At 68.6% G+C, this 12,081-nt stretch carries 13 protein-coding genes; 5 read left to right on the top strand and 8 right to left on the bottom strand.

Going from position 1 to position 12,081, the window contains the following annotated elements:
* A complete protein-coding gene (locus ACJJV6_RS11240) occupies positions 1-621 on the bottom strand; it encodes a YczE/YyaS/YitT family protein (RefSeq protein ID WP_407708956.1) in 621 nt (206 codons plus the stop codon).
* Between the two features lie 61 nt (positions 622-682).
* Here ACJJV6_RS11240 and ACJJV6_RS11235 point away from each other — a divergent pair, with 61 nt between their 5' ends.
* A complete protein-coding gene (locus ACJJV6_RS11235; RefSeq protein WP_354176441.1) occupies positions 683-2,197 on the top strand; it encodes a PLP-dependent aminotransferase family protein in 1,515 nt (504 codons plus the stop codon).
* 82 nt (positions 2,198-2,279) lie between these two features.
* Here the strand turns inward: ACJJV6_RS11235 and ACJJV6_RS11230 are convergent, their stop codons facing one another.
* Complete coding sequence (locus tag ACJJV6_RS11230; protein ID WP_009358680.1) at positions 2,280-2,804, bottom strand: DUF4188 domain-containing protein; 525 nt, start codon at positions 2,802-2,804, stop codon at positions 2,280-2,282.
* Between the two features lie 92 nt (positions 2,805-2,896).
* Here ACJJV6_RS11230 and ACJJV6_RS11225 point away from each other — a divergent pair, with 92 nt between their 5' ends.
* Positions 2,897-3,472 carry a TetR-like C-terminal domain-containing protein gene (locus ACJJV6_RS11225; RefSeq protein WP_354176439.1) on the top strand — a complete coding sequence of 192 codons (576 nt, stop codon included), beginning with the start codon at positions 2,897-2,899 and terminating at the stop codon, positions 3,470-3,472.
* 125 nt (positions 3,473-3,597) lie between these two features.
* Here ACJJV6_RS11225 and ACJJV6_RS11220 read toward each other — a convergent pair whose 3' ends face one another.
* Both ACJJV6_RS11220 and ACJJV6_RS11215 read right to left on the bottom strand, forming a co-directional pair.
* Positions 3,598-4,290: a hypothetical protein gene (locus ACJJV6_RS11220; RefSeq protein ID WP_009358677.1), complete on the bottom strand. Its 693-nt coding sequence runs from the start codon at positions 4,288-4,290 to the stop codon at positions 3,598-3,600.
* Positions 4,283-4,906, bottom strand: a complete 624-nt coding sequence (locus ACJJV6_RS11215; RefSeq protein ID WP_009358676.1) for a helix-turn-helix domain-containing protein — start codon at positions 4,904-4,906, stop codon at positions 4,283-4,285. The genes ACJJV6_RS11220 and ACJJV6_RS11215 overlap by 8 nt, the downstream gene beginning before the upstream one ends.
* Positions 4,907-5,002: 96 nt before the next feature.
* Here ACJJV6_RS11215 and ACJJV6_RS11210 point away from each other — a divergent pair, with 96 nt between their 5' ends.
* From ACJJV6_RS11210 to ACJJV6_RS11200, 3 genes are all read left to right on the top strand, one after another.
* Positions 5,003-5,971, top strand: coding sequence for an RluA family pseudouridine synthase (locus ACJJV6_RS11210; RefSeq protein WP_354176505.1), 969 nt, complete (start codon positions 5,003-5,005; stop codon positions 5,969-5,971).
* A gap of 102 nt (positions 5,972-6,073) precedes the next feature.
* Complete coding sequence (locus tag ACJJV6_RS11205; protein WP_052014143.1) at positions 6,074-6,739, top strand: hypothetical protein; 666 nt, start codon at positions 6,074-6,076, stop codon at positions 6,737-6,739.
* Between the two features lie 117 nt (positions 6,740-6,856).
* Entirely contained in the window at positions 6,857-7,474 is a 618-nt protein-coding gene (locus ACJJV6_RS11200) for a DedA family protein (protein WP_035753248.1), read from the top strand.
* 22 nt (positions 7,475-7,496) lie between these two features.
* Here the strand turns inward: ACJJV6_RS11200 and ACJJV6_RS11195 are convergent, their stop codons facing one another.
* From ACJJV6_RS11195 to ACJJV6_RS11180, 4 genes are all read right to left on the bottom strand, one after another.
* A complete protein-coding gene (locus tag ACJJV6_RS11195) occupies positions 7,497-7,802 on the bottom strand; it encodes a hypothetical protein (protein ID WP_009358672.1) in 306 nt (101 codons plus the stop codon).
* Between the two features lie 87 nt (positions 7,803-7,889).
* Positions 7,890-10,700, bottom strand: coding sequence for a phosphoenolpyruvate carboxylase (gene ppc / locus ACJJV6_RS11190; RefSeq protein WP_407708955.1), 2,811 nt, complete (start codon positions 10,698-10,700; stop codon positions 7,890-7,892).
* Positions 10,701-10,813: 113 nt separating this feature from the next.
* Positions 10,814-11,359 carry a hypothetical protein gene (locus ACJJV6_RS11185; RefSeq protein ID WP_407708954.1) on the bottom strand — a complete coding sequence of 182 codons (546 nt, stop codon included), beginning with the start codon at positions 11,357-11,359 and terminating at the stop codon, positions 10,814-10,816.
* Between the two features lie 5 nt (positions 11,360-11,364).
* Entirely contained in the window at positions 11,365-12,054 is a 690-nt protein-coding gene (locus tag ACJJV6_RS11180; RefSeq protein WP_407708953.1) for an NADPH-dependent F420 reductase, read from the bottom strand.
* Positions 12,055-12,081: the final 27 nt, after the last annotated feature.

Raw genomic sequence — 12,081 nt, 5'->3', positions numbered from 1 at the left:
TCAGGGAACGGTGGCAGGAGCAGCACCGGCGGTCTCCGGCAGCGCGGCCGGAACCATGAACCGCGGCAGCAGCAGCTGCACCAGGGGTCCGATGGCCAGCGCGTAGACAACAGTTCCCACGCCCACCGAACCGCCCAGCACCCAACCGATGGCCAGGACTGTCACCTCGATCAGTGTGCGGGACAGGCGGACGGACCAGCCGGTGCGCCGGGCCAGGCCGGTCATCAGCCCGTCCCGGGCCCCGGGGCCAAAGCGGGCACCGATGTAGCAGGCGGAGGCGATGCCGTTGAGCAGGACTGCGCCGGCGAGCATCGCCACCTGGCCGAAGAGCTGGGACACGGCAGGAATCAGGGCCAGTCCAATGTCGGCGAAAACGCCCACCAGGATGGCGTTGCACAGGGTTCCGAAGCCGGGCCACTGCCTCAGGGGGATCCACAGCAGGAGCACCAGGAAGCTCACGATGATGACCACCAGGCCGATGCTCATCCCGGTCCGGTTCGCCAGGCCCTGGTGGAAGACGTCCCACGGGTCCAGGCCAAGCCCGGCCCGGATGAACATGGCGAGGGAAATGCCGTACATGGCGAGGCCGGTGAAGAGCTGGATCAATCTGCGGGTCATCATGGGAACAACCCTCCCACTCAACTGGCTTTTGATTACATAGCCAGTTTGAAACACTGGCTACATGGCCCCTTCCCTGAACGCTGCAGCACTCTCCCGTCTCTTGGGCCCCTGGAACCGCGGGGCCGGCCCGGCATACCGGGAACTGGCAGATGTGGTCCGGTTGCTCATCCTGGACGGCAGGGTGCCCCTGGAAACCGCTCTGCCCAGCGAGCGCGCCCTTTCCGCGGCACTGGGCGTCAGCCGGACCACCGTCACGGCCGCATACACGAGCCTCCGGGAACAGGGGTTCCTCAGCAGCGGGCAGGGCAGCCGCGGCAGGACCCGGATCCCCGACCTGAACCCGTTCGGGCCAGCGATTTTCGGCCCTGCCAAGGCCAAGGAAGCCGGTGGCACAGGGCAGGGCTGGACAGGGGCCGGGGCCATGTCCGCTCCGGGCCTGGCAGCGCCCGAAGGGATCCTGGACCTGGCGTACTCGGCCCTTCCGGCCAGCGGCGAACTCGTACACCGTGCCTTCGCCGCCGCGCTCACCGAACTTCCGGCCCTGCTGCCGGGCTTCGGCTACGACGCCATCGGCCTGCTTCCGCTCCGCCAGGCGATCGCTGACAGGTACACGGCCGCCGGCGTGCCCACGCATGCGGGGCAGGTGATGGTCACGTCGGGCGCCCAGCACGCACTGACCATTGTGCTCCGCACCCTGGCGGACCGGCAGGACCGGGTCCTGGTGGAACACCCCAGCTACCCCAACGCCCTGGACGCGATCCGGGCCGCCCGGTGCCGGCCTGTTCCCGTCGCCTTTGCCCACGGCGGCTGGGACCTGCCGGCGCTGGAAACCGCCCTCGCCCAGCAGCGCCCCAAGCTCGCGTACATGGTGCCGGACTTCCACAACCCCACCGGCATGGCCATGCCCGATGCCCAGCGCCGGCGGCTGGTCCGTGCAGCCGCTGCCGCCGGAACGGTCCTGGTGGCGGATGAGACGCTGCGCGAATTGAACCTCGACGGCGTCGCCACCACCCCGCTGGCCGGTTTCAGCCCCCACGTGGTCACCATCGGTTCACTCAGCAAATCGCACTGGGGCGGCCTGCGGACCGGCTGGATCCGGGCTTCCGAAGCCATGATCGGGCGGCTGGCCGCTGCCCGCACCACCGTTGACCTGGGCGGGCCGGTCATGGAGCAGCTCGCGGCCGCGCACCTGGTCCGGGCCCTTGACGAACCGCTCCCCGCGCGGCTGGCGACGCTGCGGACCAACAGGGCGGCGCTGCTTGAACTGCTGCGCGGGCATCTGCCTGACTGGCAGACCCCCGTGCCCGCCGGCGGGCTGTCCGTATGGTGCCGGTTGCCGGCACCATCCAGCACCGCGTTGACAGTACTGGCGCCCGAGTTCGGTATCCGACTGGCGGCCGGGCCGCGGTTCGGGATCGGCGGAGCGTTCGAACGGTTCCTTCGGGTGCCCTTCACCCTGCCGCCCGAGCAGCTGGAAACCTCGGTGCTGGCACTGCGGGCCGCCCAGGACAAGCTCAATGCCGCTCCCCAGCTCCGGCGCACCCTCACCACTGCCCCCGCGGTGGCGATTGCCTGAGCGCCACACAACCAGTCAGCGTCAACTGCCGTTGTGGGCGCCCATAGCGACAGTTGGTGCCATCCGGGGAGGCACGCAGCGGTTAGGCTCCTGCTGCCGCCCGGTCAGACGCCTTGCCATTCCGCATGGCAGCCCGGCCCATCCGCTGCTTTGCGGTATTGGTTCCGGGCCCGATGGGAACATGGCTGGTGGCTTTGGCCAGCCCGAACAGCGGCATGCCGCTGTAGACCGCCTCGATCCCGCCGGCGGGCACCTGGTAGGTTTCGTGCCAGACGCCCACGTCGCCGCGTCCAGCCATCTCCTTCATAAAACGCCGCCAGGGTTCCAGGTGCGGGGCCTCCCGGTCAGCCGCGAACTTCCGTAGATGCTCCGGGCTCTCCCAGTAGCTGAGCAGTACCGTGGTCCGCCCCAGCCACTGCTCAAAACCAAGCATCCCGGACCCCGGGTCCGACGCCAGGTGCCGGAGCATCGGCGGCATCGCCGAGGCGACCTTTGCCACGGCCCGGATCTTCCACCAGCGGTTGGCCCGCATGCCGATCAGGAACACGGTGACGGAATCACGGGCGGGGTCGGCGGTATACCGGCCCGGGAAGACTTCCTGTGCCATGGGGGCTCCTTCGTGGGGAAACGCAGGGCATTTCACGCCCGGCCACGTTTCATAACACTGTTATGTAACAACGTTATGAGACAATCGGTTCCATGGCAAGGCCCGTGATGCATGACGATTCCCTCAAACAGCAACTGCTGGAAGTGACTGCCGGCCTCGTGGACCGTGAGGGCCCGGCGCGCGTAACCCTCCGCGACGTGGCAGCCGCCGCGGGCACTTCCACCACCGCGGTGTACGCGCTGTTCGGCGGAAAGTCCCAGCTGCTGACCGCTGTCATGGACTACGGATTCCGGTCCTTCCGCGAGTCCCAGGAGCAGGCGGCCCACGGAGGCCTCCAGGGGCTTGGCATCGCCTACCGGACCTGGGCACTGGAACATCCTGCGCTGTACCGGCTGATGTTCGGCGGAGCCATGGCGGCCTACGCCGACTGCAAGCCCAGTCCGGAAGCCGCGGCCGGGGCGATGGACCCGCTGATCGGGGCAGTCTCCGCAGCGCAGGCCGCGGGCACGCTGCGTCCGGCACCCGCGGAGCTGGTGGCCGTGGCCATCTGGGCACAGGTCCACGGGCTGATGAGCCTGGAACTGGACCAGATGGGCCCGCCGGACGCTCCCTGGGAGGACGTCTACCGCCTGGCCCTCGACGCCATTGGCCGCGGCTGGGCCGCCTGAGCAGCCCACTTTTCGACCCGGAAATCCGCCCGCGCTGCGCACATTACCTGATGCAGGCCAAATATTGGCGCGTCAGGTAATGTGCGCGTCGAACACGGTTTAGCGCGTCGGCCAGCGAGGACAACTCAGGCGTACACGCGCTCCAGGAAGCCGCTCCATGCCTTGGCGGTGGTCTCCGGGTCCCCCGCTCCGCTGAAGTCGTGGACGGTCATCCCCACGGGGGCGCCCCAGACGTTGCGGCCGAAGAACCGGTACATCGCGTCGGCGGTGCGGAGGCCCAGGAAGTGCTCGTTCGCGAAGTCCACTTCGCCCGTGAGCCGCCCCACGCCGTCGAGCTCCACATCCACGGCGGAACCCTGCCGTGCGGACTCAACACCCAGCGCCTTCCGGAGCCGCTCGAACCCGTCCGGGACCTGGGACGCGGCCGGCCCCTGGATATCGGTGAAAACCACCGGCTTGCCGTCGAAGTGCCGCAGGTACTGGCCCAGCGTATGCAGGTAGAACTCCGTGTGGCGGCTGGCGCCGTCGTACTGCTCGTCCCAGTTGTCCGCGAAGATGCCGCTGTGGACATAGTGCAGCCGGGCGCGCCCGCCGTCGAGCGGTTCCAGGACATGCTCCAGCTGGTTGAACCAGCCGTCGGGGCCGTCCATCCGGGACACGAGATGGGTGGGGTATTCGTTCACCGTCTTGACGTCCGGCCACTGGTCCGTGGGAAACATCCATGCCGGGGTTCCCGTGGTGACGGCCTCCCACACCCGCTCCGGTGTGCCGGGCAGTTCGGTGTCGTAGACGATCTCGAAGTTGCGGTTGTCAGTCATTGTCCTGCTCCTTGCCTGAGGGGGTCTGGTTGGTTGTCTTGAGTGCCGGGTGCAGGGCCACCACCAGCCGGTGCCGCCGGCCGCGGGAGGAGGCGCCGCCGTCGTGGTACTTGTCCACCAGCTGCGTGACCGCCACGCCGAGCTCCTCGGCAAAGGCGGCACGGTCAGCCGCGCTGCGGAAGGTGATCTCGCCGTCGATGGCGAACGTTGCCAGCTTTTGGCGGGCGGCCGCGGCCCCGGCGATGAGCTTTCCCACTTCCTGGACCATCCGCCCGGCGAGGGCGAGCAGCCAGAAGGCCGAGAACCGGTCCGCGAAGCGGCGGGGGTCCGGGGAAACGGAGGCGAGCGCCGAGGGTGAAATGAGGTAGGACGCGGCCGTGGCCTGGAGGACGCGCTCGGTCACGTTGCCCTTGCGCCGCTCCTCCACCAGCTCCACGAGTCCGTGCCGCTCGAGGGCCTTGAGGTGGTAGTTGACCTTCTGCCGGGGCAGCCCCACCTTCACGGCCAGCTGCGTGGCGGATCCGGGCGTACCCAGCTCCCGGAGGATCCGGGTCCGGATGGGATCGAGTGACGCCTCGGCCGCCGCGGGGTCCTCAATCACTTCGATGTCCAACATGGTTCCATCCTGCAACCGACAAATTTTATTGTCAAGAATTTTTTTGTCGTCGGAAGCGCCAGGGGGCCTGGCCCCGCAAAGTAGAATGGACCGGTGATGCAATCCCCCCTCCCCGTGCGCGACGGCGTCAACGCCACCCGCCTGCGTCTCCCCGAGGAGGGTCCCTGGGAGACCGCAATGGACTACATGATGCACCGGTGGGGCCACATCGACCCGCAGGGCATCGAGAACCGGTTCGACGCCGGCGAGATTGTCGGCGAGGGAGGTGTTCCGCTGCACCGCGGCACCCCCTTGCAGGACCACACCTTCATCTGGTACTACCGCACGCTCCCGCCGGAGACCCGGATTCCCGTGGACATCGGCATCCTGTACCAGGACGAGCACCTGCTGGTGGTGGACAAGCCCCACTTCCTGCCCACCACCCCCGGCGGCACCTACATCCAGGAGTCGGCCCTGGTGCGGCTGCGCAACCAGCTTGGCCTGCCGGACCTCATTCCCATGCACCGGCTGGACCGGATGACCGCCGGGGTGCTGCTGTTCTCCACCAATCCGCAGACCCGCGGCAGGTACCAGGTGCTCTTCGAGAAGCGGCAGGTCCAGAAGGAATACGAGTGCGTGTCCGCCGCCGAGCCTGCTCCCGGGCATCCCGCCGTCGACTTTCCAGTGGTGGTCCGCAACCGCATGACCAAGTCCCGCAGCTACCTCCTCGCGGAGGTTATTGAGGGCGAACCCAACGCCGAGACGCGGATTGAGCGGTTGGAAACGTTCGACGGCGGCCCTGCGGCGGGTGCTCCGGGCACCACGGGCGGCGGCCGGCTCGCCAGGTACCGGCTGGAACCGCACACCGGCAAGACGCACCAGCTGCGGGTGCACATGGCGTCCCTGGGACTGGGAATCGTCAACGACGCCTTCTACCCGGACCTGCTGGACAAGGCCCCGGACGACTACGCCAGGCCCCTCCAGCTCCTGGCCCGTGTCATCCAATTCGTGGACCCCGTCTCCGGGAAGCCCGTGGAGTACCGCAGCGGGCTGGAACTCAGCGAGGCCGTCCGGGCACGCTCCTGACTGCTGGCACGCCACTTGCTGCCCCGGGCGGGAACGGCAGTCCGGGAGCTGGCGTCCGCGTCCCATGAGGGGTAGACCAGTCCGTGAAGGAGCGTGGCGATCATGGACAGAATGACCGAGATTCCGGGCGACCGCACGGCCGCCAAATTCGCGTATGCCGCCGCCGGCCTCGGCGTGATGGGCGTCGCCAGCCTTGGGGCGATGTACGCCGTGGAGGTGCCCAAGGGCGGCCCCTTCGTCTTCGGAACCATCAACGACGCCGTGGGCGGAGTCTTCAGCCTGGCGGTGATCCCCGTCATCCTCCAGATCCACCGCAGGATACCGCCCGGCCGCGCCGCGGACGCGGGCAAGTGGCTGGTGCCGGCAGCCTGCGCCGCCGGCTCCGCGAGCTCATTCCTCCTCATCGCCAGGAAACTGGAGTACAAGCCCTCCACAGCAATATCGCTGGCGGCGATGACGGTGCAGGGCGGCTGGCTCCTGCTCGCGAACCGTGCCCTGCTTTCGTCGAAAGGCTACCCCGAGGACCTCGCCAGGCTGGGAACCGCCATCGGGGCCGGCCTCTTGGGGGCACTGCCCGTGGCAGGCCTTGCCTTCGCGGAGCAGCTTCCGGCCTGGCTCCGCCGCGGGGTTGGCGGTGCCGGTGTGACTGTGGTGGCTGTTGCCTGGACCGCCTGGCCGTACTGGTACTTCCTGGCGGGCAGGCATTTGAGCCACGTCCCGGCCGGAAAGCGGACGCGGCGGTTCCGTCCCCTGCGGCCCACGGGCTGAGTTGAGGCCCCACCGGCCGGGTCCTATAAGCTGCGCCCTCGTCGGCACCTCCCGTTCGCTGCACCCTCTTCGGAAGCTCCCCTTCGGCAGCGGCCCGGAGTGCGGTACGTTGTGGCCATGGACTTCGGCAGCGCTGACAGCTGGGGGGCTGCGATCTATTTCTGGATCATCCCCGTAGTCCTTGGCGATGCAATCTTTCCGCCGGTCCCCTCCGAAATGGTGGTCATCACCGGCGGCGCGCTGTCCGCCGACGGCCGGGCCAACGTGTTCCTGGTTGGCGGGCTCTCCGCTCTGGCCTCCTGGATCGGCGACATGGTGGTGTTCCAGCTTTTCCGGCGCAGGCTCAGCCATGTCCTTGACCGCTGGCGGTGGGGCCGGCGCGTGCATAAGGGCATCCACGACGCCCTGGCCAAGGCGGGGCGGTCGTCGACCTACGGCACCATCATCGGCGCCAGGTTCATTCCCGGCGGGCGCCTGGCCACCTCGGCGGCAGCCGGGATCGCTGACGTTTCGGTCCGGGGCTTCAGCCTCTGCGCGGGACTCGGCGCCCTGCTGTGGGCGTGCTGGCTGGTGGGCCTGGGGTACTTCACGGGGTCCGCAACCAGGCTGCCGTTCTGGGCGAGCTCGCTGATCGGCGTGGTGCTGGGCCTGGTGATCGGCGCCGTCGTCGGAATAATCGTGACCCGCCGCCGCGGCAACCGGTCCCCCGTGGAGGAACCCGGACCGCTGGCCTGACGCTGGTGCCCGCCGGCAGAGCCTAGACCGGCAGCCACTTCCCGCGGTTGCGGCGAAGCACGCTGAGCGCGCCGGTGAGGGCGACGCGTTCGACGGCGTCGCGCATCATCGCTGCCGATTCCCGCGCCTGCTGGTTCTCGCCCCTGTCCTCGGTGGCCTCCACGAGGAACCGCAGGTTCAGCTGCGGCACCCCGCCGGAGATCTGCAGCTGGTGGGACTCGACATGGTGGCGCGTGCCCAGCGCCTCAACCGCGGCTTCCATGACCGATTCCGGCGGGTTGCCGGGCCGGAGCCCGGTGATCTTGAGGCGGGTCTGGAACGAAGGCATGCCCTCCAGCCTATCCAACCTGTTGCTCTATCACTTATGGTCCCTATTCCTGCTGTTTAGGGACCATAAATGATAGAGCAACTGGGTTTAGCCGGTGTTGCGCAGGCCGGCGGCCACCCCGTTGACCGTGATGAGCATGGCGCGCTGGAGCCGTTCGTCGATCTCCGCCCCGCTGATGCTTCCGCTCTCGGCCCGGACGCGGCGCAGCAGCTCCACCTGCAGGTAGCTGATGGGGTCCAGGTACTGGTCGCGGACCTCGAGGGAACGCTTGAGCGTGGGCTGGGCATCCAGCAGGACGTGCTCGCCGGTCAGGTGCTGGACCTCGGCCACCGTCAGCTCGTACTCCTCCCGGATGGTGCGGAAGATGTGGTGCAGCTCCTTGGGAACCAGGGTGTCCACGTAGTAGCCGGCGATGTCCAGGTCCGTCTTGGCGAGGGTCATCTCCACGTTGGACAGCACGGAGCGGAAGAAGTGCCAGTGCTCCATCATCTCCGCGAGCTGCGCCGCGTTGCCGGCTTCCCGGGCGGCCTTCAGGCCTGAACCGACGCCGAACCAGCCCGGAACGATCTGGCGGGACTGGGTCCAGCCGAAGACCCACGGGATGGCACGCAGGCCACCCAGGCCGGCACCGGAGTCGGGGCGCTTGGACGGGCGGGAGCCGATGTTCAGGGAACCGAGCTGCTCCACCGGGGTGGAGGCCATGAAGTAGGCAGGCAGGTCCGGGTGGTCAATGAGGCTCCGGTACCGGTCGAACGCGGCGTCGGAGATGGTCTCCATGACATGCGCGTACCGTTCCCGCTGGTCCTCGGACGTGCGCGGGTCCCGGTGCAGGGCCGAGCCCTGCAGCACCGCGGCCAGGGAGAGCTCCAGGTTTTCCCGGGCAAGCTCGGGCAGGGAGTACTTGTCCGAGATGACCTCGCCCTGCTCGGTGAACTTGATCTCACCCTCCAGGACGCCGTTGGGCTGGGCCAGGATGGCATCATAGGTGGGCCCGCCACCGCGGCCCACGGAGCCGCCGCGGCCGTGGAACAGGCGCACCCGGACACCGTGCTTGGCAGCAACGTCGCGGAGCTTGCGCTGGGTCTTGTGGATCTCCCACTGGCTGGTCAGCACGCCCGATTCCTTATTGGAGTCCGAGTAGCCCAGCATCACTTCCTGGATGTCGCCGCGCAGCCGCACCAGTTCGCGGTAGGAAGGGTCCGAGAGCAGCTGGTCGATGATTTCTGCCGAGGCGCGCAGCTCCTCCACGGTCTCGAGCAGCGGCGCAAACCCGATCTTTGCGTAGGGCTTGTCGCCGAAAAGGTTGACCAGGCCGGCTTCGCGGGCGATGACAGCGGCGGCCAGGACATCGTCCGCGCCGCGGGTCATGGAGATGATGTAGGTCTCGATGACGTCCGGGCCGTACATGCGCAGGGCACGCCGGATCTCACGGAAGACGTCGTACGTGCCGTCCGCAGCGCCGTCGAGCTTGATGGGGTGGCCGGACAGCGGCCGGCGGGAGGCGAGCTCGGAGCCCAGCACCTCGAAGCGTTCCTTGCGGCTGAGCTCGGCGTAGCGGAGCCCGGGCCCGCCGATCCGGTCCATCAGCTGGCCGACGGCGTCGTGGTGGTGGTCGGCGTGCTCGCGGATGTCCAGGGTGGCCAGGTGCAGGCCGAAGGAGGCGATGGCACGGCGGACCCGGGCCAGCGCGCCGTCCGCGGCCAGGGAGGCCGAGTGGTTGCGGAGCGAGAGTTCCACCAGCTCAAGGTCGGCCAGCAGTTCACCGGTGCCGCTGTAGTCGCGGCCGTGCTCGTGGTTGGAGTTGGCGGCCACCCGCTTGCCGGTGTTGATGAGCTTGGCCTTGATGCAGGTCAGCTTCAGCCGGTACGGCTCCTGCGCGTTCAGCTCCAGGACCCGTTTGTCCAGGCCGGGCAGCTTCTTCAGGTCCGCGTCGATGGACTCCAGCAGTTCCCGGTCCGCCCCGGCAAGGGCCGTCGAGTTGGACAGGATGGAGATCAGCTCGTCGATCATGCCGATGCTGATGCGGATGGCGTGCTGGTTCTGGATCTGCAGGATCTCCCGGGTGACGGCCGCGGTGACGTTGGGATTGCCGTCGCGGTCACCGCCGATCCAGGAACCGAAGCGGATGGGCGCGTCCTTGGACGCGAGGGTGACGCCGTGGTCCCCCAGCAGCTCGGACAGTTCGGTGAGCATCTCCGGCATGGCGTCGGTGAGGATGCCGCCCAGGTAGTAGATGGCGTTGCGGGCTTCGTCCACGGGGGTGGGCCGCACCTGGCGCAGCTCGTCGGTCTGCCACATCTGGTCGATGATTTCGGCCAGCTGGCGGTCCTGGCGGCGGCGCGCGGTGGTGCCTTCGGCGGTGGGCTGGGCCAGGACGTCGGAGAGCTTGCGGATCTTGTCCAGCACGGAGCGGCGGGACGCTTCGGTGGGGTGGGCGGTGAAGATGGGCCGGACGTCCAGGCCGTTGACCACTTCCTGCAGCACGGCGGGCCCGGCCTGGCTGGCGATCTCGGCAACGGTCTTGGCCAGCCAGCCGTCCTTCTCCGCGCGGGTCCGGAGGCCGCGGACGCGGTGGACCTGCTCGGCGGCATTGGCGAGGTGGAAGTAGAACGCGAAGGCGCGGACCAGGTCGGTGGCCTGCTCGATGGGCAGGGAGCCGAGGAGCTCGCGGACCTGGGCAACGACGTCGTGCGCGCTCCAGGGCCCGGTGGCGTCGGCACCGCCGCGGGCGGCCTCCTTGGACTCCTTGGTGAGGAGCCGGACCTGCTCCACGAGGTCCAGGAGTTCGGGCCCGTGCTGGCGGACCAGGGATTCACCCAGCAGCGTTGACACACGCCGGACGTCCGCCCTCAGTTCGGCGGCAAGGTCGGTTTCGGGATTTGTTGCAGTGTGAGCCATGGAAGCAATCTCTCGAGGGTTTCGGACTTGGCTCGTACACTGCGCTGGATACTGTGAGCCACGTTACTAGCTAAAGATGGTACCCGCAGGGTGCGCCCACCGGGGAATCCGTCTCAGATAATGTCATCCGCCGGGTAACCTACGTGGCGTTTGACGCGCTCCAGTTCGGCGCGCAGATCCGCCAATTCCGAGCCGGCAGCAGCGGCCTGCGCATTACGACGGCGGGACACCGCCGCGTTGACGGCGAGCACGGCCCCGCCCACCGGGACCAGGAGGGCCAGCGCCCAGCCGGCCGCGGCGAAATACTCCAGCGCCACGGGAAGCGCGGCCCGGAAGTCCACGAAGTCGTTCACGCCGTCCGCCATTGCGTTCAGCGTCCCGTCCAGCGGGCCCAGCAACTCCCCCACCAGCGGGGTACCGGAGAGCTCCGGCGGCTGCAGCCGGGCTTCCTGGTCGCCGCCCCAGCGGCCGTCACCCAGGTGGTTCAGCACGTAGATGCCAGCGCCCGTGCTGGCGGCCAGGAACGCGACGACGGCTGCGAGCGCGGCCAGGTCCGGCCGGCGCGGCCGCCACAGCAGCACCGCCACACCGCACGCCAGCGCGGCGATCCAGGTCAGCGCTTTCAGCCACTCACTGTTGATTCCGGCAAGAATGTCCACGCAGCCTATTCAACCCCGCGGACCACCTTGATGTTGAAGTCCGCCGTGCCCAGGACGCCATAAAGCCGCAGCCACAGCGGGAGCCACATTTCCGCTCCCCGGGCGCTGGTGATGTCGCCGAGGTCGATGATGTCCCGGTGTCCCAAGGATTCGAGCAGCTCCCGGACAGTGTCCTTGGCCGCGGCGTCATCGCCGGACAGGAAGACCGAGTGGTCGCCGCCGGCGAGCCTGCCCGGGTCCACCATCAGGGCGGCGTTCATGGTGTTGAGTGTCTTCACCACGCGCGCGCCGGGGAAGGCCTGCTGGATCCGTTCGGCCAGGCTGTCCGTGTTGACCGGGTTCAGGACCGGCGGCATCCCCTGCGAGAAGTCGAGCGGATTGGACACGTCCACCAGGACCTTGCCGGCCAGCCGCGCGGCTCCGGCAGCACCCAGCGCCGGGAGGGAGCCTGCCCCGCTGGTGGCATTCACCACCAGTTCGGCGGACCCTGCAGCGCCGGCATAATCGGCCAGGCCAACCTCCGGATGCCCGGCCTGCCATTCGCTGAAAGGGGGCCTGCCCATCCGGTCCGGCCCGGTGCGGGAGGCCGTTTCGCCCGGATCCCGCGTCCCCACCGTCACCTCATGCCCCCGTTCAGCCAGCGCGCCCGCCAGTGCGCGTCCCACCGTTCCGGTGCCAAAAACGGCAATCCGCATGTCATCTCCCTACTGTTTTGCGGGCCG

The sequence above is a fragment of the Arthrobacter nitrophenolicus genome (assembly GCF_045833485.1).
GTDB lineage: Bacteria > Actinomycetota > Actinomycetes > Actinomycetales > Micrococcaceae > Arthrobacter > Arthrobacter nitrophenolicus.
This window is presented reverse-complemented; position numbering and strand designations above follow the sequence as displayed.